Source organism: Cytobacillus dafuensis (assembly GCF_007995155.1).
GTDB classification, from domain to species: domain Bacteria; phylum Bacillota; class Bacilli; order Bacillales; family Cytobacillaceae; genus Cytobacillus; species Cytobacillus dafuensis.
On record NZ_CP042593.1, the window covers coordinates 2,031,376 to 2,056,782 of the forward strand.

The window sequence follows — 25,407 nt, forward strand, 5'->3', positions numbered from 1 at the left end:
AATGGAACAAACAACGACTAAGAAAATAACTAACACAGAACAAAAACCGTCCATTTATTCTTTACAGCTGCATGAGTTAAAAGACTGGCTAGTAGAAATGAATGAAAAGGCGTTTCGAGCAGAGCAAATTTTTGACTGGTTGTATACGAAAAGGATTTCATCCTTTAATGAAATGACGAATCTTTCTAAGGGGTTAAGAGATCTCCTAGAAACAACTTATTCATTAACAACTATGAAAACACTAATTCAACAGCAATCCTCAGATGGAACGATTAAATTTTTATTTGAACTTCACGATGGCTACTCAATTGAAACCGTTCTAATGAGACATGAATATGGGAACTCTGTTTGTGTTACGACACAGGTAGGCTGTAGAATTGGCTGTACTTTTTGTGCCTCGACTTTAGGTGGCTTAAAGAGAAACTTAGAAGCAGGAGAAATTGTTGCTCAGGTCGTAAAAGTACAACAGGCGCTCGACGAAACAAGTGAGCGTGTAAGTTCTATCGTAATCATGGGAATTGGTGAACCATTTGATAATTATGATCAAATGCTTTCATTTTTGAAAATTGTAAACCATGATAAAGGCTTGAATATTGGGGCACGACATATTACAGTTTCCACAAGTGGTATAATTCCAAAAATTTATCAATTTGCTGATGAGAACTTACAAATTAATTTTGCTTTATCTCTTCATGCACCAAATTCAGAGCTAAGAGGCCGTCTCATGCCTATTAATAGAGCATATAAGCTGCCAGATTTAATGGAGGCAATTAGGTACTATGTGAACAAAACGGGTAGACGTGTCAGCTTTGAATATGGTCTATTTGGCGGGGTAAATGATCAGGTTGAGCATGCCGAAGAATTAGCGAAGTTGGTGAAAGGAATTAAATGCCATATCAATTTAATTCCTGTAAATTATGTACCAGAAAGAGACTATGTAAGGACACCAAAAGAACAGATCTTTAAATTTGAAAAAACACTTAAAAAATATGGTGTAAATGTAACGATTCGCAGAGAACAAGGTCATGATATTGATGCAGCATGTGGACAACTTCGGGCGAAGGAGCGAAAAGAGGAGACGAGGTGACATGATGAAAGCTGTTTTTAAAACAGATCGGGGCAGAATTCGTCAACATAATGAAGATAACGGTGGAATTTTTCTAAACCGCAGCGGTCAACGCCTTGCCATTGTTGCAGATGGCATGGGTGGCCACCGTGCAGGTGATGTTGCAAGTGAAATGGCATTATCAAATCTACAAAAGCTATGGATAGAAACAGAAGAGATTAAAACAGCTGATGAAGCAGAAGAATGGCTAAAAATCAATGTAGAAAAAGGAAATACAGCTCTCTATGAACATGCAAAATCTACAACTGAATGTGAAGGTATGGGCACAACACTTGTAGCTGCCATTTGTACGAATCATTTTGTAAGCATTGCAAATATTGGGGATAGTCGCTGTTATATACTAAATGAAAATGGCTTTCAGCAATTGACGGAGGATCATTCTCTTGTTAATGAATTAATTCGTTCAGGGCAGATATCAAAGGAAGATGCTGAACATCATCCAATGAAAAATGTTGTTTTACGAGCATTAGGGACAGAAATGACAGTAAATATGGATGTAAAAACGATTATTTTTGAAGACGAAGATTTATTATTACTATGCTCTGATGGTCTTTCCAATAAAGTTCAGGAAATAGAAATGATAGAAATTCTTAAAAGTAATCAAAGCTTGGAAGAAAAAGCATCAACACTCATAGAACTTGCGAATAATAATGGCGGTGAAGATAACATCACAATTATCATCGTCGAGTACTTAAATAGTGATAATGGTGATTGCGTATGATGATAGGAAAAAGAATTAGCGGCAGATATAAAATTCTTGAAACCATCGGCGGCGGAGGCATGGCTAATGTATATTTAGCCCATGATATGATTCTTGATCGTGATGTAGCGCTTAAGATGCTTCGACTTGATTTTGCAAATGATGAAGAATTTATTCGACGCTTTCACCGTGAGGCCCAATCGGCTACTAGTCTTGCTCACCCGAATATAGTAAGTATTTACGATGTTGGCGAAGAAGATTCTATCTATTACATTGTAATGGAATATGTAGAAGGACAGACATTAAAACAATACATACAACAAGAAAGCCCTGTTAGAGTAGAAAATGTTATCGAAATTATGAAGCAGTTGACATCAGCGATCGGACATGCACACCAAAATCATATTATTCATCGGGATATTAAGCCCCATAATATATTAATAGATCGGCATGGTAATGTAAAAATAACGGATTTTGGTATTGCAATGGCTATGAGCGCAACGAGTATTACACAAACAAATTCCGTATTAGGTTCTGTGCATTATTTGTCACCAGAACAAGCAAGAGGGGGAATGGCTAATCGAAAGTCTGATATTTATTCATTAGGGATTGTCATGTTTGAGCTTCTTACTGGCAGACTGCCCTTTTCTGGAGAATCAGCTGTTTCGATTGCTTTGAAGCATTTACAGTCGGAAACACCTTCTTTGAGAAGATGGAATCCATCCATTCCACAAAGTGTTGAAAATATTGTGTTCAAAGCAACAGCCAAGGATCCATTTCATCGATATAACACTGCCGAGGAAATGGAAGAAGATTTATGCACAGCATTAGAACCTGATCGAATAAATGAAGAAAGATTTTTGATTCCTGTCGACAATGAAGCGACGAAAGCTATTCCGATTATTACGAATGAGCACAAGTTTCAAAATTTAGATGAAACAGTGGTCCACGGTAAAGAAGGAAAACAAGAAAACAATAATATTGAACTTAACCAACAAAAAGAAAAGAAAAAAAGAAAAAAATGGCCGACCATCTTAGTATCTACTTTTTTTGGATTAATTCTATTGGGGATACTTGTTATTACCGTTCTTCCAGATATATTTGGGCCAAAAGATGTTTTAGTACCAGATGTGGCGGGTAAAGAAATCGATAAAGCGATTGCGGAATTAGAAGCTGAAGGTTTTAAGGTCGATGAAACGATACGAGTGACTGATAAGGAAGTGGAAAAAGGATCAGTCATTAAGACGGATCCTAAAGCAGGTAAGACTGTGAAAGAAGGCTCCACTATCGATTTATATGAGAGCTTAGGTAAGGAAGAGTTTGAGCTTTCAAATTATGTGGGACAACCATACGATGTAGTCTACGGATTATTAAAAGATGATTTCAAGGATGTTCGTAAGGAGGAAGTAAATAACGATACGGTAGCATCTGGAACGATAATCAAGCAAAGCCTCTTAGCAGGAGAATCTGTTATTCCTGAGGAAACGGAAATTGTGTTTACGGTAAGTAAAGGGCCAACACCGATTACATTGAAAGATTTAAAGGGAAATAATAAGAGAGGCTTGGAGGTATATGAAGAATCAACTGGTTTAGTCATTGAAATATCAGAGGAATACTCTGATGAAGTACCAGAAGGTCTTGTGATCACCCAAACTCCTTCTGCTGGAGCCCAATTAGTTAAAGGAGATAAAGTAAGGGTTGTTCTCTCTAAAGGTAAAAAGGAAATACCGCCTAAAACTGTTCCTAAGGATATATTTGTTCCGTATGAACCTACTGAAGAAGGACAACCACAGGAAGTACAAATATATATTGATGACATGGAAAGAAATATGAATGTCCCTTTTCTGACTGAGTATATTACCGAAAATAAGACGTTTAGAATTGAATTACGGATTGCACACGGACAAAAAGCTGTTTATCAAGTAAGAAGAGACAATACTGTAATTGAGCAACAAGAAGTGGAATAAATGTTTACTACGACTAAGATCAACAAAAAAAGGAGTGTTGCTATGCCTGAGGGCAAAATTATAAAAGCTTTAAGCGGTTTTTATTATGTATTAAGTGGGAAGGATACTGTCCAGTGCCGTGGACGAGGGGTTTTTCGGAAAAATAAAGTGACCCCTCTTGTCGGTGACGAGGTAGTATATCAAGCGGAAAATGATAAAGAAGGCTATATTTTAGAAGTGAAAGACCGAAAAAATGAACTTGTTCGTCCTCCTATTGCAAATGTGGACCAGGCAATACTTGTTTTTTCTGCAGTTGAACCAGATTTTAGTACAGCACTTCTTGATCGGTTTCTTGTATTGGTAGAATTTAATCATATTAAGCCTATTATCTGTATCACGAAAATGGATTTAACAAATGATGATCAATATAAAGAAATTCAATCTTATGCTGAGGATTACCGAAAGGCAGGCTATGAAGTACTATTAACTTCTTCTGAAACAGAAGAGGGAATTAAAGATTTATATCCCTTTTTGGAAGGGGAAATTTCAGTTTTTGCAGGACAATCTGGAGTTGGAAAGTCTTCTTTACTTAATGCGTTAAGACCTGATTTGGGCTTACGAACAAACGATATTTCTTCTCATTTAGGTCGAGGAAAACATACGACAAGGCATGTTGAACTAATAAAAGTTGGAAACGGTCATGTAGCAGATACTCCTGGTTTTAGCTCCCTCGAATTTATCGATATTGAAATGGAAGATTTAAATTTTTGCTTTCCAGATATTCAAAGAAAAAGCGAGGAATGCAAATTTAGGGGCTGTCTACACATAGCGGAGCCAAAATGTGCGGTAAAGGACGCAATACAGAATCAAGAAATACCTAACTATAGATATGAGCACTATAAATCATTTTTACAAGAAATTAAAGATAGAAAGCCGAGGTACTAAATATGGTGAAGATTGCACCATCGATTTTATCTGCTGATTTTTCCAAGCTTGGTGAGGAAATAAAAGATGTGGAAAAAGGAGGAGCAGATTATATTCATGTGGATGTAATGGATGGCCATTTTGTTCCGAATATTACGATTGGTCCTCTTATTGTTGAAGCCATTCGACCTGTAACGAAGCTTCCGTTAGATGTCCATCTAATGATCGAAAATCCTGATCAATATATTGAAGCATTTGCTAAAGTTGGAGCAGATTATATTACTGTGCACGTTGAAGCCTGCCGCCATTTACACAGAACAATTCATCATATTAAGTCCTTTGGTGTGAAGGCTGGTGTGGTCTTAAATCCTGCAACTCCTGTAAGTACAATTGAGCATGTCATGGATGATATTGATATGGTGTTACTCATGACTGTCAATCCAGGCTTTGGCGGTCAAAAATTTATATCGTCTGTTCTGCCAAAAATAACAGCAGTGAAAGAAATGGCATATGCAAAAGGGTTAGATATTGAAATTGAAGTAGATGGCGGTGTGAATGAAGAAACGGCTAAGCAATGCATTGAAGCTGGTGCTAATGTGCTTGTTGCTGGCTCTGCTGTATATAATCAACAAGATCGAGCAAAAGCCATCGCTGCTATAAGAGGAAATACTATAGTTAAATAACAAAAAGTCAGCGGGGTTCCCTGCTGACTTTCTTTAGCTTTTAGGAAAGTTTAAGATTATTCATGTACTATAGTAAGTGTGATTTCATTAAATATTTGCTAATAAGGAGGTTTTTATGAATATAAATATTCTAGCTGGCGGCCCAACAGACTTGCTGCCTAATCTTACAAATTACCAATCAATTGATGACATTTGGGTAGGAGTTGATAAGGGTGTTCTCACACTTCTCTCCCTTAATATACAGCCTGCCCTCGCATTTGGAGATTTTGATTCAGTCACTAAAGATGAAATGGAAATAATCAAAGAAAATATTAAGGAATTAAAGAAGTTTATTCCTGAAAAAGATGAAACAGACATGGAATTAGCTTTGAACTGGGCATTAGAACAGGAAGTTGATTTAATTCGTATTTTTGGCGCAACCGGAGGAAGACTCGACCATTTTTTTGCTAATATTCACTTGCTAATAAAACCAATACTGGCGAGAAAAATGATCCAAATTGAAGTAATTGATCAAAAAAATACGGTGTATGTAAAAGGGCCTGGTGAGTACTCAATCAATAAAAACCCTCAACTTAAATATATTTCTTTTATCCCAATAACAATTGAAGTAGATAACCTTACATTATTAGGTTTTAAATATCCTCTAAATGATAGGAATATTTCATTAGGGTCAACACTATGTATTAGTAATGAACTTATTAATGATTATGGGAATTTTTCATTTTCCAAAGGCATAATAATGGTAGTAAGAAGTAATGATTAAGTTTCAAAATTATAAGTACTTATCTCATTTTATTGAATAAGATGATAATGGCGAAGGATAAGTTGGATGTGTTAGATCGTGAGGAGGGACACGAGATATGAGATTTTATACAATTAAACTGCCTAGGTTTTTAGGTGGAATCGTACGCGCGATGCTAGGTGCTTTCAAAAAAAGCTAATAGAATACAATCTAGGTAGTGAGCACCTGTAAATAGGTGCTTTATTTATTTTTTCATAATAAAAGGACATCCGAATTTGGATGTCCTTACACATTATTATACACGTTCAACTTTACCAGAACGAAGTGCTCTTGTTGATACCCAAACACGTTTTGGTTTACCGTCTACAAGAATACGTACTTTTTGAAGGTTAGCACCCCATGTACGCTTGTTAGCATTCATTGCATGGGAACGTGCATTACCTGTAGTTGTTTTTCTACCAGTTACAACACATTTACGTGGCATATTGATTTCCCTCCTTAACACATAAGCTGAAGCTATTTTTCATGCTTTCATTTGCCATGTTAGATGACCATTTTGAATTAATGCCAAAACAAAAAGTTGTTGTTTAGACATTAAAAGATACTTTAATAATTTATCATACAACCCTTTATATTGCAATAGCTGTGTTTCAAGAAAAATTCCTTGACATACACTATAGCTTGATAAGCTATAATAAAGAGGGGAAGTATAACTTTCAAAATGTTTGAGCTTATAGTAAAATGTTTTTTAGCCAATAAGCATTTTCAGGAGGGGGAATAATAATGTCCATTGAACTTAAAACAAAATTCGGACAAATTGATATCTCGAATGATGTTATTGCAACAATTGCAGGCGGTGCAGCTGTTGACTGCTATGGAATTGTAGGTATGGCCTCAAAGAATCAATTAAAGGATGGTCTAACTGATATTTTACGTAAAGAAAACTTCACTAAAGGTGTTATTGTTAGACAAGAAAACGAAGAAGTACATATTGATATGTATATAATTGTTGGTTATGGAACGAAAATTTCCGAGATTGCTCATAACGTGCAATCGAAAGTAAAATACACCTTAGATAAAACTGTTGGACTTGCCGTTGAATCGGTAAATATTTACGTTCAAGGGGTTCGTGTCACGAATCCGTAGTGATGAGGAGGAAAGACTTGTGTCAATAAATGTTTTAGATGGGAAACAATTTGCAGAAATGGTCATGAAGGGGGCTAACCATTTATCCTCCAATGCCAAATTTGTTGATTCATTGAATGTTTTCCCTGTTCCTGATGGTGATACAGGAACGAATATGAATTTATCCATGACTTCTGGTGCAAAGGAAGTTAAGAATAATGTGCAAGAACATATCGGGAAGGTTGGTTTAGCACTTTCGAAAGGTTTACTTATGGGTGCGCGCGGGAACTCTGGAGTCATTTTATCACAGCTATTCCGCGGATTTTCAAAAGCGATTGAGCAGAAAGCTGAGATTAATAGCAAAGAATTTGCTGCAGCACTACAAAGTGGAGTTGAAACGGCCTATAAAGCGGTAATGAAGCCTGTTGAAGGAACTATTTTAACTGTAGCTAAAGATTCAGCTAGAAGAGCTGTTCAAGTAGCTAAAAACGAAGACAATTTAATCGCTTTAATGGAAGAAGTACTGAAGGAAGCGAAAGCATCCCTTAACCGTACCCCTGATTTACTACCTGTTCTCAAGGAAGTAGGTGTAGTGGATAGCGGTGGGCAAGGGCTTGTTTTCGTATATGAAGGTTTTCTTTCAGAATTAAAAGGTGAAGCGCTTCCAGATTCTCCAACATCATTTCCGAAAATGGAGGATCTAGTTAGTGCTGAGCATCATAAAAATGTTCATAGCTTTATGAATACCGAGGATATTGAATTTGGTTATTGTACAGAGTTTATGGTGAGATTTGAAAGTGAAAAGCTCTTAAAAAATCCATTTTCTGAAGAAGGCTTCCGACAAGATTTAAGCAAATATGGCGATTCATTATTAGTTATTGCTGATGAAGAGCTTGTTAAAGTACATATTCATTCCGAGCAGCCTGGAGAATGCTTATCATATGGACAACAATATGGAAGCTTAATCAATATGAAGATTGAAAACATGCGTCAGCAGCATTCAAACTTAGTTGATGGGATCGAAACGAAACTCGTTTCCGAAAATGAATCTAAACCGAAACAATTAACGGAATATGGTATTGTTACTGTCTCAATGGGAAGCGGTATTGCTGACTTATTCCGCAGTATTGGTGCACATGAAGTGATTGAAGGCGGCCAAACAATGAACCCAAGTACGGAAGACATTGTAAAGGCCATTCAGGAAGTTAATGCTAAAAAAGTGATTATACTTCCAAATAATAAGAACATTATAATGGCGGCCCAGCAAGCGGCAGAAGTTTCCGATCAGGAAGTCATTGTAATTCCTTCTAAAACAGTTCCACAAGGGATGTCTGCATTGCTTGCTTTCAACCCTAGTGCAAATTTAGAACAGAATAAAGAAAATATGTCTGCAGCACTTCAGCAGGTTAAAACAGGACAAGTTACCTTTGCTGTAAGAGATACAAGCATAGATGGACTTGAAATAGAAAAAGATGACTTCATGGGAATTGCTGAAGGAAAAATAATTGTTAAAAACAAAGATAAAGTTCAATTAGCTAAAGATTTATTAGCAAAAATGATTGATGCTGATACTGAAATTTTAACAATTTTAAAAGGTGAAGATGCTTCTGAGGAAGATGTCGAAAACCTTGTTCGCTTTATTGAGGAAGAGTATGATGAGGTAGAAATTGAACTGCATAATGGAGAGCAGCCATTATACGCATTCATTTTTGCAATTGAATAATAAGTTAAACTTAAGTGCCATTACACTCAAGTCATACAATGTGTAAAATTAGAAGGGGAAACCCTTCTTTTTTGGCTTATAGGATGTGAAGAACTTTGTCAATCCAAAAAAATCAATATTGCATTGAGCCTATCACTTCAATTAAAGGAATAGGTGCTGAAACTGCAGAAGCTCTAGCAGAAATGAATATTTTAACAGTTAAAGATTTACTGGAATATTTCCCATATCGCTACGAAGATTATCGTTTGAAGGATTTAGCAGAGGTAAAGCATGAGGAGAGGGTGACTGTTGAGGGAAAGGTCCACAGTGAACCGTCACTAATCTATTATGGGAAGAAGCGTTCGAGATTAACATTAAGAGTGCTTGTAGGAAGATATCTTATTCAAGTCGTGCTGTTTAACCAGCCATATTTGAAAAGTAAAATCTCTATTAATGATACAGTATCTGTTACAGGTAAATGGGATCAGCATCGCCAGACGATTACAGCAAATGAAGTACATGTGGGCACCGATTCTATTAGTAAAGATTTTGAACCAGTCTATGCTGTGAAAGGAAAAATAACAGTAAAAGGAATAAGGCGGTTTATTAATCTTGCATTTTCACAATTCGGGTCAAATATTGAAGAAAACTTGCCAGAACATTTTTTAGTGAAATATAAACTAATGAACCGGCTTACAGCACTTCGTATTATGCATTTTCCTACAGACCAAAATGAACTTAAGCAAGCAAGAAGAAGATTTGTGTATGAAGAGTTCTTTTATTTTCAATTAAAAATGCAAGCTTTAAGAAAGATTGAGAGAGAGCATTCAAAAGGCATCGCTCAGGCATATCAACTTGAGAATATAAAAACATTCCTTCAATCCTTGCCTTTTTCATTAACAAATGCACAAAAACGAGTTGTAAATGAAATTCTCGCCGATATGAAATCTCCATTTAGGATGAACCGTCTTTTACAGGGGGATGTCGGATCAGGAAAAACAGCCGTTGCTGCGATTGCCCTTTATGCAAGCTGTACAGCAGGCTTTCAAGGAGCATTAATGGTGCCGACAGAAATATTAGCTGAACAGCATGCTGAATCATTGAAATTAATGCTAGAACCATTTCAGATAAAATGTGAGCTTTTAACAAGCTCGGTAAAGGGAAAAAGCAGACGAGAAATTTTACAGCTGCTTAAGGCTGGAGATATTGATATATTAATTGGGACACATGCATTAATACAGGATGAGGTAGAGTTTCATCATTTGGGACTGGTTATTACTGATGAACAGCATCGTTTCGGAGTTGAACAACGGAGGGTCCTTAGAGAAAAAGGAGAAAGTCCTGATGTTTTATTTATGACTGCAACGCCTATTCCTCGAACATTAGCAATTACTGTGTTTGGTGAAATGGATGTTTCGATTATTGATGAAATGCCTGCAGGAAGAAAATTAATAGAAACATATTGGGCGAAACCCAATATGCTAGATCGTGTTCTTGGTTTTATTGAAAAGGAACTAAGAGCCGGACATCAAGCCTATGTCATTTGTCCGCTTATTGAGGAATCTGATAAATTAGATGTTCAGAACGCGATTGATGTACACAGTCAATTAACTCACTATTTTTTTGATCGCTATCAAATTGGTTTAATGCATGGCAGATTGCATCCGGATGAAAAAGAATCCGTCATGAAAGCATTTAGTAGAAATGAAATTCAAGTCCTTGTTTCTACAACAGTTGTAGAAGTGGGGGTAAATGTTCCAAATGCTACAATGATGGTCATCTATGATGCTGAGCGATTTGGACTTGCCCAACTTCACCAGCTAAGGGGGAGAGTTGGACGTGGAAGTGATCAATCATATTGTATTCTTCTCGCTGATCCGAAGTCTGAAGTAGGAAAAGAAAGAATGAAAATTATGACTGAGACTAACGACGGATTTCTTCTTAGTGAAAAGGATCTTGAGCTAAGGGGACCTGGTGATTTCTTTGGAAAAAAACAAAGCGGTTTGCCAGAATTCAAGGTTGCGGACATGGTTCATGATTATCGGGCATTGGAGACCGCAAGAAATGATGCAGCCCAACTTATTCAAAAAAATGAATTTTGGAGCGCGCCTGAATACATGAATTTAAGAAACTATTTAAAGGAATCAGGTGTATTAAAAGGAGAAAAACTTGATTAGAACTTTAAGGGGAAAAATTGTTTAGCTCTAACGCTTTTTCAAAGCGATAGAGCTTTTCTTAATCAAGCCCCTAAACAAGGCGCCTCCACTTTTCCTTGTCTAGTTCCGGCGCCTAGGGGCTCGAGGTCATAAGCCAATCCGTCATGAAGGTAAAATGCGACCTTCCTGCCGTCTCGTCTTATGCTTGTCGCCTCTGAACAAGGCGCCTCCACTTTTCTGCTTGCAATCTATTTTTTTTGATTATATACTACTATTAGTACCTAGTCTTAATATCTCGGACGGTGTGATCTATGAGAATAAATAAAAAGGAAAGGCAAGCATTATTAACATCAACAATAAAGGAAAATCCTTTTATTACGGATGAAGAGCTTGCAGAGAAGTTTTCAGTTAGTGTGCAAACCATTCGGTTGGACAGACTAGAATTATCCATTCCTGAATTACGTGAACGTATCAAGCATGTAGCTGAAAAACGGTTTGAGGATGAAGTGCGTTCCTTGCCAATTGATGAAGTAATTGGTGAGATCATTGATATTGAACTTGATAGAACAGCGATTTCAATTTTAGATATTAAAGAAGAGCATGTATTTAAGCGAAACAATATTGCCAGAGGTCATCACTTATTTGCACAAGCGAATTCGCTTGCAGTAGCATTAATAAATGATGAACTCGCATTAACGGCGAAAGCAAATATTCAATTTACTCGATCGGTAAAGAGAAATGAACGTGTAATCGCAAAAGCGAAAGTTGTAAGTATCGATTCTGATAGTGGTAGAACAATCGTTGAAGTTTCTAGCTTTGTAAACAATGAATTAGTTTTTAAAGGTGAATTCGATATGTATCGATCTCACAATAATTCAATAAAGGATGAAAATCAGCATGAAGATAGCAATTGATGCAATGGGAGGCGACCATGCTCCTAAGGAAATCGTATTAGGAGCGATGAAAGCTGTTGCAGAATTTAAGGATATTCAAATTACCCTTGTTGGTGATGAAGCTAAAATTAAAGAGTATTTAACTAATGATGATCGAATTAATATTGTACATACAGAAGAAGTTATATTGCCGACGGATGAGCCAGTAAGGGCTGTACGTAGGAAAAAGAATTCTTCTATGGTTCTTGCCGCACAACTTGTTACGGATGGTCAAGCGGATGCATGTATTTCAGCTGGAAATACAGGAGCCTTAATGGCAACAGGTCTATTTGTAGTAGGGCGAATTGAAGGTATAGAGCGTCCTGCATTATCCCCGACATTGCCAACAATTGGCGGCGAAGGTTTTTTACTGCTTGATGTTGGTGCAAACGTAGATGCTAAGCCTGATCATTTATTGCAATATGCTATTATGGGCTCGATTTATTCTGAAAAAGTACGAGGCATCGAAAACCCAAGAGTAGGTCTTCTTAATATTGGAACTGAAGAGAAAAAGGGAAATGAGCTTGCTAAAAATACGTTCGAATTACTGCAAAAGGCTAATTTAAACTTTATAGGCAATGTAGAGGCACGTGATTTGCTTGAAGGTGCTGCTGATGTGGTTGTGACTGATGGTTTTACAGGAAATATGGTATTAAAAACTATTGAAGGAACAGCGATGTCTGTTTTTAAAATGTTAAAATCCGCTTTAACAAGCAGCTTTAAAAGTAAAGTAGCTGCAGCTGTACTTAAGCCTGATTTAGTACAGTTAAAATCGAAAATGGATTACTCAGAATATGGTGGAGCAGGATTATTTGGATTAAAAGCTCCAGTTATTAAGGCGCACGGTTCTTCGGATGCAAATGCTTTATATAGTGCAGTAAGGCAGACACGTAATATGATTGAACATAATGTTTCACAAACGATAAAAGAGGCTGTAGAAAATGCTAGTGTAAACTAGATAATTGATTTTTCGAAAGAAAAAGGAGGAGTGCAAATGGGTAAAATTGCTTTTTTATTTCCAGGTCAAGGCTCTCAAATTGTTGGGATGGGGAAAACGCTGGCAGAAGCTAATAAAGATGTAAAATCCTTTTTTGAAAAGGCAGATGAGAAACTAAATTTCTCACTTTCAAAGTTAATTTTTGAAGGGCCTCAGGAAGAATTGACATTAACGACGAATGCACAGCCTGCATTACTAACGACTAGTATTGCTATTTTGGAATTTTTTAAGCAATCTAATATAAAACCAGATTATGTAGCAGGACATAGCCTTGGAGAATATACAGCACTTGTGGCCGCTGGTGCCTTTTCTTTTGAAGATGGTGTTAACGCTGTTAGAAAAAGAGGCGAATTTATGGAAGAAGCAGTTCCAAATGGAGAAGGGACTATGGCTGCGGTCCTAGGATTGGGACGCGAAGAGCTTCAGGCTGTTACAGATGAGGTCACAAGAGAAGGAAATCCAGTCCAATTAGCAAATTTAAATTGCCCTGGCCAAATTGTTATATCTGGATCAAGATTAGGAGTAGAAAACGCTTCAGTTAAAGCAAAGGAAGCTGGTGCTAAGCGAGTTATGCCCCTTGTGGTAAGTGGTCCTTTCCATTCTGAGCTAATGAAACCAGCTGCAGAAAAATTTAAAAACGTACTTAATGGAATGGAAATTAACAATGCGGAAATACCAGTTATTGCTAATGTTTCGGCGGATGAAATGACTTCTGCTAATGATATTAAGGAAAAATTAATCGCCCAGCTATACTCACCTGTCTTATGGGAAGATTCTGTACAAAAGATGATTTCCTTAGGGGTAGATACGTTCATAGAAATAGGACCAGGTAAGGTTTTAACAGGTCTAGTTAAGAAGATTGATAAATCAGTACGAACATATTCTGTTTCAGATTACGAGACATGTATGGCCGTAATGGAGTCCTTAAAGGAGGAAATACAATGAAGCTTGAGGGGAAAATAGCTCTTGTTACAGGTGCTTCTCGAGGCATTGGAAGGGAAATTGCACTTGAATTAGCAAGACAAGGTGCTGACGTTGTAGTCAATTATTCCGGAAGTGAAGAACGAGCAAATCATGTAGTTGCTGAAATTAAGGAAATGGGACGAAAAGCTATCGCTGTGCAATGTGATGTTTCCAATAGTGACTCTGTAGCCAATATGGTAAAGGAAACGATCGATACATTTGGTAAGCTCGATATTCTTGTAAATAATGCAGGGATAACGAAAGATAATCTTCTTATGAGAATGAAGGAAGATGAATGGGATGATGTCATAAATATTAATCTTAAAGGTGTTTTTCTATGTACAAAAGCAGTAACTAGACAAATGATGAAGCAAAGAAGTGGACGTATTATTAATATTTCATCGATTGTCGGTGTAAGCGGAAATCCAGGACAAGCTAATTATGTTGCAGCTAAGTCTGGAGTCATTGGGTTGACGAAAACATCTGCAAAGGAACTTTCATCACGGGGAATAACTGTTAATGCTGTTGCACCGGGATTTATTACAACAGATATGACCGATAAGCTTAATGAGGAAGTAAAGGAGCAGATGTTGAAGCAAATTCCATTGGCACGCTTTGGTGAGCCAGCTGATATTGCGAATGTCGTTGTGTTTCTAGCATCTGATGATAGCCGATATATGACAGGACAAACACTTCATGTAGATGGTGGCATGGTTATGTAAGGTATAAAGAAGAGAATTCGGCGAGTTACCGATTCTATTATTTTCATTTAATTACCTAATTAAGATCAGGTTTTAAAATAGTATAATAAAAATATTAATAAGAACATTTATTAATGATCAAAAATAAACTATAATATCTTGAGGGGAGGTGAACAAGAATGGCAGAAGTATTAGAACGCGTAACAAAGATTATCGTTGACCGTCTTGGTGTTGAAGAGTCTGAGGTTACTCTAGAAGCATCATTCAAAGATGATCTTGGCGCTGATTCCCTTGATGTAGTAGAATTAGTTATGGAATTAGAAGATGAGTTTGATATGGAAATTTCTGATGATGACGCTGAAAAGATTGCTACAGTCGGTGACGCTGTTACTTACATACAAGCGAAGCAATAATCCATCAGTTACTATTAAACCAAACTTTTTCAGTGAGGGTTATACCCTCACTGTATATGATTGTTAACGTATTTCTTGTCCGTTATTACTTGATAGGAATTAGGTGGTTACGGACAGTAAATACGGATTAAATTTAAGCTCCGTTTAAAGACGGGGCTTTCTTCTGCTTTATTGCAGATTAACGGGCAGTAAGACCCCCACTTCAAGTTTGCGAGAGAATCAAAGAAACCTAAGTGGGGATCAACTGCCAGTAAAGGCCCATAAAATGAACACAGACTAAAAGCGCTACATCATCGTGTGGCAACGTCTGCGTGACCCACTTCCTGTGGGCCGCAACTAACCATCAGTGGGGGATGAAAGCCCCCCCACTGATGGAAGTTTCACTTTATTGCATATTTAATTTTTTATAAGTAAACTTTAATCGAGTAACACACATATTTTTGGTTTAGTACTATTACTTTTAAAAGGTGAGGAAAATGCACAGTATAAGTAAAGACAAGGATAAGAAGATATTGCGTTCAATCGATAAGCAATTTAAGGACTTTCAGAAAAAGATCGGCATTGAATTTATAAATGAAAAACTATTAAAACAAGCATTTACTCACTCATCTTATGTGAATGAGCATCGCAGAAAACCAAATGAAGATAATGAAAGACTTGAATTCTTAGGAGATGCCGTTCTCGAATTAACTGTTTCAAAATTTCTTTTCATAAAATACCCAATGATGAGTGAAGGAGAATTAACAAAATTAAGAGCTGCAGTTGTCTGTGAGCCTTCTTTAGTTTCTTTTGCCCATGAATTATCGTTCGGTAATCTAGTTTTGCTTGGAAAGGGAGAAGAGATGACAGGTGGAAGGGAAAGGCCTGCCTTGCTTGCAGATGTTTTTGAATCGTTTATCGGGGCTCTTTACTTAGATAAAGGGCTCGATACAGTTATTGAATTTCTTGAAAAGATCGTTTTTCCTAAAATTGATTCAGGAGCTTTTTCACATGTCATGGATTTTAAAAGCCAACTTCAGGAATTAGTCCAACGTGACGGAGCTGGGGTAATTGAATATAAAATTCTGCAGGAAAAGGGACCTGCCCATAATCGGGAATTTGTTTCAAGAGTGTCTATGAATGGCAAAGAGCTGGGGACAGGAACAGGACGATCAAAAAAGGAAGCAGAGCAGCATGCGGCTCAAATGGCTCTCGAGATTTTAAAAAGCCATATGTAAGTGAAATGATGTTGTAAAGAAATAAAACACTCTTAGATTAGGGGGAGCAGCGGTTGTTTTTAAAACGGTTGGATGTAGTTGGATTTAAATCGTTTGCCGAAAGAATAATGGTTGATTTTGTGCCTGGTGTTACTGCTGTTGTGGGTCCAAATGGAAGTGGAAAGAGCAATATTACAGATGCCATCCGCTGGGTGTTAGGAGAGCAATCAGCTAAATCTTTACGAGGCGCAAAAATGGAAGATATTATTTTTTCTGGAAGTGACTCGCGAAAGTCATTGAACTATGCAGAGGTAACGCTCACTTTAGATAATGAGGATCAAGGTTTGCCCATTGATTATAACGAGGTTAGCGTAACGCGACGTGTATATCGATCAGGTGAAAGTGAATTTTTAATAAATAAACAATCCTGCAGACTTAAAGATATAGTAGATTTATTTATGGATTCTGGTTTAGGCAGAGAAGCCTTTTCAATCATAAGTCAAGGAAGAGTTGAAGAGATTCTTAATAGTAAAGCAGAAGAACGGAGAACGATCTTTGAAGAAGCAGCAGGTGTTCTTAAATATAAGACAAGGAAGAAAAAGGCAGAAAGTAAGCTGACAGAAACGCAAGAAAATTTAAATCGAGTGAATGATATTGTATTTGAACTAGAAAGTCAGGTCGAGCCTTTAAAAATTCAAGCTTCAATTGCAAAGGATTATTTAGAGCAAAAGGAAGAACTTGAAAAAATCGAAGTAGCTGTCACTGTATATGAAATTGAGGATTTGCATATAAAATGGGAGCAGTTATCACAAGACCTTGAAAATCATAAAGAAAAAGAAATAAAGCTTTCAACTAGCCTTCAAAATAAGGAAGCAAAAATTGAAGAATTAAGAGACCAAGCAGCAGCAATTGATGAATCAATTAATGATTTACAAAATGTATTGCTTCATGCAAGTGAAGAGCTTGAAAAGCTAGAAGGTAGAAAAGAAGTCTTAAAGGAAAGAAAGAAAAACGCTGCACAAAATAAGGGGCAGCTTTTAAAAAGTTTAGAAGAATACAAAGAGAAAAATCTTGAATTAAATGCTCAAAAGGATCACCAATATTCGATTCAAAAGCAGTTAGAAGAAGAGGCAAATAAGCTTAAAAACGAGCTAAAGGAAAATCAGGATCAACTTAATCTTTTTAATGTAAATACAGAAGAAAAGATTGAATCTCTTAAAAGTGATTATATTGAAGTATTAAATAAACAAGCTGCCTCTAAAAATGAACTTCAAAATATTGATCAACAGCTTAATCAGTTAGAAATAAGAAGCGGCAAGCTCGAGCAAGAAAATGATAATTTTATTCGTAATCGGAATAGTATCATTGAACGGAAGAAAAAGATAGAATCTCTTCTTTTATCCGCTCAGAAAGAGTTAGATGATCAAGTTAAATTATTTCGAGATGATCAGAGAAGGTTAGAATCAGCCAAGGAAAACTATCAAAAGCAAGAAAAGACATTATACCAGGCTTATCAATTCTTGCAAAAGGCAAAATCTAGACAAGAAATGCTTGAGGAAATGGAAGATGACTTTTCAGGATTTTTTCAAGGAGTTAAAGAAGTTTTAAAGGCTCGGGGAGATAAGCTTCAAGGAATTGAAGGTGCAGTTGCTGAATTAATTCAAGTTCCAAAGGAATTTGAAACAGCAATTGAAACAGCGTTAGGCGGTGCCATGCAGCATATAATTGTTGGAACGGAACAAGACGCGCGAAATGCCATTCAATATTTAAAAACGAACTCATACGGACGGGCTACATTCCTTCCTTTGAATGTAATAAAAGGAAAGAGTCTAAGTGCTAGTCAGCTCCAATCAATTCAGCAGCATCCTTCTTTTGTCGGTGAAGCTGCAAAATTAATCCAATATGGTTCTAAGTATAAGGAATCAATGGAAAACTTGCTAGGTAATGTCATCATTGCAAAGGATTTAAAGGGTGCAAATGAATTAGCTAAGCTCCTGCAATATCGTGTACGACTAGTTACTATTGAAGGAGATGTTGTGAATCCTGGAGGTTCAATGACAGGAGGAGCTCTAAAACAAAAGAATTCTTCCATATTAAGCAGAAAAGGTGAGCTTGAAGAATTAAAAGTAAGAATTGTGGATATGGAAACAAAAACCTCTAGCTTGGAGAACCAAGTTAAAATGCTCAAGGCAGATATTAAGACGTTAGAAGATGGAATTGATGAGCATAGAAAAAAAGGTGAAGAGCTAAGGTTAAAGGAACAGGCGGTAAAAGGCGATCTTCGCGAAGTGGAATTTGAAGAAAAAAGTATGAATGAGCGTTTATCCCTGTATGATATGGATAAAGCTCAATTTTCGGAAGATAGAGAAAAACTATTATTAAGAAAATCAGAGCTATCAGCTTTACTTTCGGACTATCAGCTTCAAATCAATGAATTTGATAAAAATATTGCGATGCTAACGGATCAAAAAAACATTCAACAAACTTCAAAAGAAAGCCTTTTATTAGCAATCAATGAGCTTAAAGTTATTTTTGCTTCGAAAAGTGAGCAGTTTAATCATGCTAAAGATAAGTACGACGAAATTGTTGTAGAATTGACAAGTATTAATGAAAAGTTAACTCTAATAGAAGAGGACTTAGAGCTTCTATCATCTGAAATGACAAATAATTTTTCTGGTGAGCAGATGTTAGAGGAAGCGGCGAATAAAAAGCTTCAAGATAAAACAGTAACCTTAAGCTTAATCTCTTCAAGAAGAGAGGAGCGAATGAAGCTTCAAACATCATTAGAGGATTTAGAGGTTGAAGCAAAAGAGCTTAGGCGTCAGCACAAAGGAATGATTGAGGCTTTAAAGGATGAAGAAGTTAAACTAAATCGACTTGATGTTGAGCTAGAAAATCGGTTAAATCATTTGAGAGAAGTGTATTTGCTTTCCTATGAAGCTGCAAAAGAAGAATATCCATTAATGATCCATGTAGATGAAGCAAGGAAAAAAGTAAAACTCATTAAACTTGCCATTGAAGAGCTTGGTACAGTAAATCTTGGTGCTATTGAGGAATATGAACGTGTATCAGAAAGATATGAATTCCTGCTTGAGCAAAAAAATGATTTACAAGAAGCAAAGGATACGCTATTTCAGGTTATTGATGAAATGGATACCGAAATGAAGAAAAGATTTCAGCATACTTTTGAAGGAATTCGCTTTCACTTTGAGTCTGTTTTTCAATCACTATTTGGTGGAGGGAGAGCGGATTTAAAGTTAACCGATCCCGAAGATTTATTAAATACCGGTGTAGACATTGTTGCGCAGCCTCCAGGGAAGAAGCTTCAAAATTTAGGACTTTTATCAGGTGGTGAGAGGGCTTTGACAGCCATTGCTCTACTTTTTTCCATTTTAAAAGTACGTCCTGTGCCTTTTTGTATTCTAGATGAGGTTGAAGCGGCTCTTGATGAAGCGAATGTATCTCGTTTTAGCCAATATTTGAAGAGATATAGTTCAGAAACCCAATTTATCGTTATTACCCATAGAAAAGGAACGATGGAGGAAGCCGATGTGTTGTATGGGGTGACAATGCAAGAATCTGGTGTTTCTAAATTGGTGTCAGTGCGCTTAGAGGAAACAAAGGAGCTTGTAACTCAATAACCTAGGCATTTATAAAAGCAACATGTATTCTTGATCAAATTTTTTAAAAATATAGGGAGCTAGGTGTTTCACTGTTAGTTTCCTGTACATAAAGATTGAATATGTAGGAAGTGAAAAGATGAGTTTTTTTAAAAAATTAAAAGAAAAAATTACGAAACAAACCGATAGTGTAACTGAAAAATTTAAAGATGGCTTAGCAAAGACGAGAGACAATTTTTCTAATAAAGTAAATGATTTAGTTGCAAGATATCGTAAAGTGGATGAGGATTTCTTCGAAGAGTTGGAGGAAATCTTAATTCAAGCGGATGTTGGTTTTGATACAGTAATGAAGCTAGTGGAAGAGTTAAAGCTTGAGGTAAAAAGGAAAAATATCCAAGATCCACATGAAGTGCAAAGCGTGATCTCCGAAAAGCTTGTAGAAATCTATGAAGCTGGCGGAAATTCATCTTCTGAACTGAATATACAATCTGATTCTTTGACGGTTATTCTGTTTGTGGGCGTTAATGGAGTAGGAAAAACGACAACGATCGGAAAGCTTGCCCATAAATTCAAAAGCGAAGGCAAGAATGTGCTAATGGCTGCGGGAGATACGTTTCGAGCTGGAGCGATTGAACAGCTTGAGGTTTGGGGAGAAAGAGTCGGAGTGGATGTTATAAAACAAGGTGCTGGGTCAGACCCTGCCGCTGTTATGTTCGACGCGATTCAAGCAGCAAAATCCAGAAAAGCTGATATTTTAATATGCGATACAGCTGGACGCTTGCAAAATAAAGTCAATCTAATGAAGGAGCTTGAAAAGGTAAAGCGGGTTATTGAACGTGAAGTACCAGGAGCTCCACATGAAGTCCTGCTTGTGCTTGATGCAACAACTGGTCAAAATGCGATGATTCAAGCAAAAACCTTTAAGGAAGCTACAGATGTTAGTGGCATTGTATTAACAAAGCTTGATGGAACAGCAAAGGGAGGCATAGTGCTGGCCATTAGGAATGAATTGGATATTCCTGTTAAATTTGTTGGGCTTGGAGAAAAAATGGATGATTTGCAGGAGTTTGATGCAGAGCAATACGTCTATGGTCTCTTTGCGGATTTAGTTGAAATAGAAGAAGATTAAGTAAAAATAAAAAAACTGCTGAAAATTATTTTCGGCAGTTTTTTTATTTGTTGAAGGGTTTCTTATTAGCTAGAACGTCTATATATATGACAATTAATATCTATTAAAATAAAAATTAAATAAATTCCAAAACTTTTTCGATTTCATTTCGTCTATTAACATGGAAATTATTATCCGGGGGGAGATTTAGATGCATAAAATTAGTAGGTTCGTCTTCATTCTAATTTTAAGTTTTTTCTTATCAATAAACTTGTTCCTGCCTATTGCTAAAGCTGATGGGGAGAACATTAATATCACACTTGAGGAAGGTTTTAATGGAAAGATTAAAATGGGAAAAGGGTTCCCTCTGACGATAAAGCTTGATAACAGCGGAGAGGCATTTAGCGGGAATCTATTAATCAATTTTAATCCTTCATGGAACACTGGTGGTGCTATTTCAATAAAAGTTGACCTGCCTGCCAATAATTCAAAAACTTATCAGATCTCAATGCCGGGATTAACGGAGGATCACCCTTCTTCATATCATAATATTTCAACTATTCAGCTTTATAAAGGGGATTGGAGAAAAGGGAAAACGGTTAAATTTAATGGCGAAGATAAGATAAAACCTAAATACATTGATATGAATGAAAATGTTATTGGTGTCTTAAGCGAAAACTTTGACCGCTTGAAAGAACTAAGGATTCTTCCTTTTACACAGGTACAAATGATTGAGCTGAAAAAAGAAGAACTTCCGAAGCAATCATTAGGTCTCGAAATGCTAGATTATTTGCTAATTGATGAATATGCAATATCTCAATTAGACGAAGAGCAGCAAATGGCAATAAAGGAATGGATTGAAGCAGGGGGAGTTCTAGTTGCAGGTGCCTCGCCTAATGGGAGTCAATCATATGGGCAATTATACTCTTTGCTGCCAATGAAAATGGAGAAAGAGGTTTCAGTTAATTCGGATTTTCTGCAAACAAAGGATACTGAGAAGAAACCTGAGTTCAGTGAATTAAAAATATTTACTGGTCCATTGACTGAAGATGCGATTATAGTTGATAAAATTGGCGATATTCCAACAACAGTAAAGAAAAACTTCGGGAAAGGCACCATTTTACAAACCAGTTTTTCCCTTGGTGATGAGCCACTCTCATCATGGAAGGGCTATAGCACATGGTTTGCTAATTTCCTTAACGAGGCAGAAGTAACGAAGCTAAATAGCATGAAGTATGGTCCTGATTTTTATGGTTCTCTGTATTGGGAGTTTGTCGAGGCAAATGAATTTTTTCCTGCGAGTAACTTTTCAATCGGACAGCTCATAGGTTTATTAGGCGGATACATTATCATAATAGTTCCTGTGCTATATCTAGTCCTAAGGAAACTGGATAAGCGGGAGCATTCTTGGTGGATTATCCCTTCTTTATCGATTATTATGGCTGCAATTGTGTTTGGTATCGGAGCAAAAGATCGGATTGCGAAGCCCCAGCTCAATCAATTAGGTGTCTATATGGCTGAAGATCATCACTTAACGGGGCTGCAAGCATCAACACTATTATCTAATAAAAGTGGTCATTATACACTTTCAATTCCAAAAGGTCAATTTAATGCCGTAACTAGTACACAGAATATGAGCAGCTTTGATCAAATGAGCGGAGCAATTTATGAGGAAAAACGAAAAAACACTGACATCGTATTCCCAGAAGTCGGATACTGGTCGTCTAAAACTATTTACGGGAAGGCTCATCAGAAAGTGAATGGAGGGTTTGTTTCAGATCTAAAACTAAAGAATAACCAATTAACTGGAACGATCCAGAATGGCTTTGACTATGATTTTGAGGAAGTGTTTATTTGGTCAGGCAAAGAAAAAATAGAGCTCGGAAAATTGAAGAAAGGCGAGAAAATTCAGGTTGACAAAAAAGTAAATCTCTCACTTCTTACTAAGCCTTATACTAATGGAGGACCGAACTTTTCTTATCAAAATACAGATATTGACAAAATGAAGCGTGAACGTTTAGAGTATGTTGCTTCAAATATTATTTTTAGCAGCAATAAGGAAAATGAGCCAATAATTGCGGGCTTTACTAAAGATGAAATTATCGACGTAAAAATGTTAGGAAAAAAGGAAAAACAGGATAATACAAATCTAATTCTCGAATCATTTAATGCAGAGCAAGAATTTTCTGGTGAATTTACTCTTAAAAATGAAATGCTTAGTACACATATGAATGTGATAAATGGACGTATTCTTGAAAATATGATCAATGGATCCAATAGAGAAATGATGATTGAAGATGGAGAATATGAATATATTGTCCAGTTGCCAAAACAATTAGTAGAAAAACCGACGAAATTAAAAGAAATGACGATTAAGACGAATAATCAATTCATTGAATACTCAGTTTTTAACAGAGAGACTGGAGAATGGCTTCCTTTTGATACGGATAAACGTAGTTTAACAATAAATGAAACAAATCATATTCAACAATTTGTAACAAAAGAAGGAGAAATTAAGATTAAGCTAGTAAAAAATGCAAAGGGTGATCCTTATGTTCAATTACCGAATATCACAATAAAGGGGGAAGTGACACCGTGATTGAAATTATTGATTTAACAAAACGATACGGAAATTTTACAGCGCTCAATTCATTAAATCTGCAAATTGAAAAAGGATGTGTATTTGGATTTGTTGGTCAAAACGGTGCAGGAAAATCCACAACCTTTTCAATTTTGTCTACCTTGCTGGCACCAACTTCTGGGACAGCTTATATAAATGGTTATAATATCCAAAAGGAGCCGAAAATGGTTAGACGCCAGCTTGGCTATATGCCTGATTTCTTCGGTGTTTATGATCAGTTAAAGGCAATTGAATATTTACATTTTTATGGTGCGAGTTACGGAATCCCTTTGGCAGAAAGGGAAAAACTTATTCCACAATTACTGGATCTCGTCAATTTGGCACATAAAAAGGATTCTTATGTGGATTTACTTTCGAGAGGAATGAAGCAGCGCTTATGCCTTGCAAGAAGCTTAATACATGATCCAGAAGTTTTAATCCTTGATGAACCTGCTTCAGGCTTGGACCCAAGAGCTCGTGTAGAGATGAGGGAAATATTAAAGGAATTAAAAAATATGGGGAAAACCATTTTGATTTCGTCACATATTTTGCCAGAGCTTGCAGAAATGTGTGACACAATTGGCATTATTGATCAAGGTAAGCTCGTTGCTGAAGGATCAGTATCAGATATCCAAGCACAGTTAAAAGGTGAAAGGCTAATAATTGTTAAAACGTATAGAGAAATCGAAAAGGCTGTTTCCTTCTTTGAAGATGATCCGAATATATCAAAATTAAAAATTGGAGATGAAGAACAAACCCTAAAATTTGTTTATAAGGGCTCAGATCAAGAACAATCACTATTACTAAAAAAGGCTATTATTAATGACATTGCGATAACAAGCTTTTCTGAAATTGAGACCGATCTGGAAGATGTCTTTATGGAAATTACAAAGGAGGTAGAGCTTTCATGAAAAATTTTGTCGTCAATCCTGTTTTAAATAAAGAATTTAAGCTTCGCTTTCGTTCTTTTAAAAGCTTCCTCGGCATTCTATTTTATTTGCTTGCTCTGGGGCTCATTATAGTCGGTTTCGTTTTTATTGAGTCATTATCAAACACAACAGGATTTTTTAAGCCAGACCAAAGTCGAACGATATTTATTATGCTTTCCTTTCTCCAGCTCGCATTAATCTTATTTATTACACCGGGACTAACAGCTGGTGTCATTAGCAGTGAGCGTGAAAGGCAGACATTGAATATCCTGCTGACAACAACACAAAGCTCAGCAAGCATTGTTCTAAGCAAGTTAATTTCATCTTTATCCTACTTACTATTATTGATTGTTGCGAGTTTACCGCTTTATAGCTTTGTCTTTTTATTTGGTGGGATTTCCCCTGGCCAAGTATTGGTAACGATTTCTTTTTATATGTTTACAATGCTTGTTTTTGGAAGCTTAGGAGTGCTTTTCTCAACACTTATTAGGAAAACGATTGTATCGATGGTAACGACATATGGGGTGACATTGTTTTTAGCGGGGGGTACAGCTTTTTTAACCATTATTTTTATGCAGTTTGCAAATCGATACGGATATTCAGCTACCCCTTCAACAAACCCGCTTGCGTATTTTACAGCTATGCTTAATCCGGCTATCATCCTATTGAGTACTTTTGAGCCGGATTTTACTAGGGAATTAACAACGAATACGGGAATAAAATTTCCGTTATGGATTTCATATATAATTTCCTACACAGTCATTTTTATTGCAGCAATTCTACTCAGCATTAAAAAGCTAAGACCGAACATGAAAAAAGGGTAA

At 36.5% G+C, this 25,407-nt stretch carries 22 protein-coding genes; 21 read left to right on the top strand and 1 reads right to left on the bottom strand.

Features of this window, described 5'->3' with window-relative positions; genetic code table 11:
• Position 1: 1 nt before the first annotated feature.
• The 7 genes from rlmN (at position 2) to spoVM (ending at position 6,320) form a co-directional block, all read left to right on the top strand.
• Positions 2-1,087 carry a dual-specificity RNA methyltransferase RlmN gene (rlmN, locus tag FSZ17_RS09610; RefSeq protein ID WP_057769753.1) on the top strand — a complete coding sequence of 362 codons (1,086 nt, stop codon included), beginning with the start codon at positions 2-4 and terminating at the stop codon, positions 1,085-1,087.
• Positions 1,088-1,091: 4 nt separating this feature from the next.
• A complete protein-coding gene (locus tag FSZ17_RS09615) occupies positions 1,092-1,847 on the top strand; it encodes a Stp1/IreP family PP2C-type Ser/Thr phosphatase (protein WP_057770659.1) in 756 nt (251 codons plus the stop codon).
• Positions 1,844-3,793, top strand: coding sequence for a Stk1 family PASTA domain-containing Ser/Thr kinase (gene pknB, locus FSZ17_RS09620; protein WP_057769755.1), 1,950 nt, complete (start codon positions 1,844-1,846; stop codon positions 3,791-3,793). Before FSZ17_RS09615 ends, pknB begins: the two co-directional genes overlap by 4 nt.
• A gap of 42 nt (positions 3,794-3,835) precedes the next feature.
• Positions 3,836-4,717: a ribosome small subunit-dependent GTPase A gene (rsgA, locus tag FSZ17_RS09625; RefSeq protein ID WP_057769757.1), complete on the top strand. Its 882-nt coding sequence runs from the start codon at positions 3,836-3,838 to the stop codon at positions 4,715-4,717.
• 2 nt (positions 4,718-4,719) lie between these two features.
• Positions 4,720-5,379: a ribulose-phosphate 3-epimerase gene (rpe, locus tag FSZ17_RS09630; RefSeq protein WP_057769759.1), complete on the top strand. Its 660-nt coding sequence runs from the start codon at positions 4,720-4,722 to the stop codon at positions 5,377-5,379.
• Between the two features lie 115 nt (positions 5,380-5,494).
• The gene (locus FSZ17_RS09635) at positions 5,495-6,142 is read left to right on the top strand and encodes a thiamine diphosphokinase (RefSeq protein ID WP_057769761.1); all 648 of its coding nucleotides are present in this window, start codon (positions 5,495-5,497) and stop codon (positions 6,140-6,142) included.
• Positions 6,143-6,239: 97 nt separating this feature from the next.
• Positions 6,240-6,320 carry a stage V sporulation protein SpoVM gene (spoVM, locus tag FSZ17_RS09640; protein ID WP_057769763.1) on the top strand — a complete coding sequence of 27 codons (81 nt, stop codon included), beginning with the start codon at positions 6,240-6,242 and terminating at the stop codon, positions 6,318-6,320.
• Positions 6,321-6,416: 96 nt separating this feature from the next.
• Here spoVM and rpmB read toward each other — a convergent pair whose 3' ends face one another.
• Entirely contained in the window at positions 6,417-6,605 is a 189-nt protein-coding gene (gene rpmB, locus FSZ17_RS09645) for a 50S ribosomal protein L28 (RefSeq protein WP_057769765.1), read from the bottom strand.
• A gap of 299 nt (positions 6,606-6,904) precedes the next feature.
• On the opposite strand from rpmB, the gene FSZ17_RS09650 reads away from it, so the two are divergent.
• The 14 genes from FSZ17_RS09650 to FSZ17_RS09715 all read left to right on the top strand — a co-directional run bounded on the left by FSZ17_RS09650 (position 6,905) and on the right by FSZ17_RS09715 (position 25,407).
• Complete coding sequence (locus tag FSZ17_RS09650; protein ID WP_057769767.1) at positions 6,905-7,267, top strand: Asp23/Gls24 family envelope stress response protein; 363 nt, start codon at positions 6,905-6,907, stop codon at positions 7,265-7,267.
• Positions 7,268-7,286: 19 nt separating this feature from the next.
• Positions 7,287-8,969 carry a DAK2 domain-containing protein gene (locus FSZ17_RS09655; protein WP_057769769.1) on the top strand — a complete coding sequence of 561 codons (1,683 nt, stop codon included), beginning with the start codon at positions 7,287-7,289 and terminating at the stop codon, positions 8,967-8,969.
• 95 nt (positions 8,970-9,064) lie between these two features.
• Entirely contained in the window at positions 9,065-11,125 is a 2,061-nt protein-coding gene (gene recG / locus FSZ17_RS09660) for an ATP-dependent DNA helicase RecG (protein ID WP_407643428.1), read from the top strand.
• Between the two features lie 290 nt (positions 11,126-11,415).
• Positions 11,416-12,018: a transcription factor FapR gene (fapR, locus tag FSZ17_RS09665; protein WP_057769771.1), complete on the top strand. Its 603-nt coding sequence runs from the start codon at positions 11,416-11,418 to the stop codon at positions 12,016-12,018.
• Positions 12,002-12,994, top strand: coding sequence for a phosphate acyltransferase PlsX (gene plsX, locus FSZ17_RS09670; RefSeq protein ID WP_057769773.1), 993 nt, complete (start codon positions 12,002-12,004; stop codon positions 12,992-12,994). Before fapR ends, plsX begins: the two co-directional genes overlap by 17 nt.
• Before the next feature lie 36 nt (positions 12,995-13,030).
• Positions 13,031-13,978: an ACP S-malonyltransferase gene (fabD, locus tag FSZ17_RS09675; RefSeq protein WP_057769775.1), complete on the top strand. Its 948-nt coding sequence runs from the start codon at positions 13,031-13,033 to the stop codon at positions 13,976-13,978.
• The gene (gene fabG / locus FSZ17_RS09680; RefSeq protein ID WP_057769777.1) at positions 13,975-14,718 is read left to right on the top strand and encodes a 3-oxoacyl-[acyl-carrier-protein] reductase; all 744 of its coding nucleotides are present in this window, start codon (positions 13,975-13,977) and stop codon (positions 14,716-14,718) included. The genes fabD and fabG overlap by 4 nt, the downstream gene beginning before the upstream one ends.
• Positions 14,719-14,876: 158 nt before the next feature.
• On the top strand, positions 14,877-15,110 hold the full coding sequence (locus FSZ17_RS09685) for an acyl carrier protein (protein WP_057769779.1): 234 nt from the start codon (positions 14,877-14,879) through the stop codon (positions 15,108-15,110).
• 476 nt (positions 15,111-15,586) lie between these two features.
• Positions 15,587-16,327, top strand: a complete 741-nt coding sequence (rnc, locus tag FSZ17_RS09690; protein ID WP_057769781.1) for a ribonuclease III — start codon at positions 15,587-15,589, stop codon at positions 16,325-16,327.
• A gap of 53 nt (positions 16,328-16,380) precedes the next feature.
• Positions 16,381-19,947: a chromosome segregation protein SMC gene (smc, locus tag FSZ17_RS09695; protein ID WP_057769783.1), complete on the top strand. Its 3,567-nt coding sequence runs from the start codon at positions 16,381-16,383 to the stop codon at positions 19,945-19,947.
• 118 nt (positions 19,948-20,065) lie between these two features.
• Positions 20,066-21,055 carry a signal recognition particle-docking protein FtsY gene (ftsY, locus tag FSZ17_RS09700; RefSeq protein ID WP_057769786.1) on the top strand — a complete coding sequence of 330 codons (990 nt, stop codon included), beginning with the start codon at positions 20,066-20,068 and terminating at the stop codon, positions 21,053-21,055.
• 190 nt (positions 21,056-21,245) lie between these two features.
• Positions 21,246-23,633: a DUF8725 domain-containing protein gene (locus FSZ17_RS09705; RefSeq protein ID WP_057769788.1), complete on the top strand. Its 2,388-nt coding sequence runs from the start codon at positions 21,246-21,248 to the stop codon at positions 23,631-23,633.
• Positions 23,630-24,565 (top strand): ABC transporter ATP-binding protein, encoded by a 936-nt coding sequence (locus FSZ17_RS09710; RefSeq protein WP_057769790.1) that lies wholly within the window; start codon positions 23,630-23,632, stop codon positions 24,563-24,565. Before FSZ17_RS09705 ends, FSZ17_RS09710 begins: the two co-directional genes overlap by 4 nt.
• Positions 24,562-25,407, top strand: a complete 846-nt coding sequence (locus FSZ17_RS09715; RefSeq protein ID WP_057769792.1) for an ABC transporter permease — start codon at positions 24,562-24,564, stop codon at positions 25,405-25,407. Before FSZ17_RS09710 ends, FSZ17_RS09715 begins: the two co-directional genes overlap by 4 nt.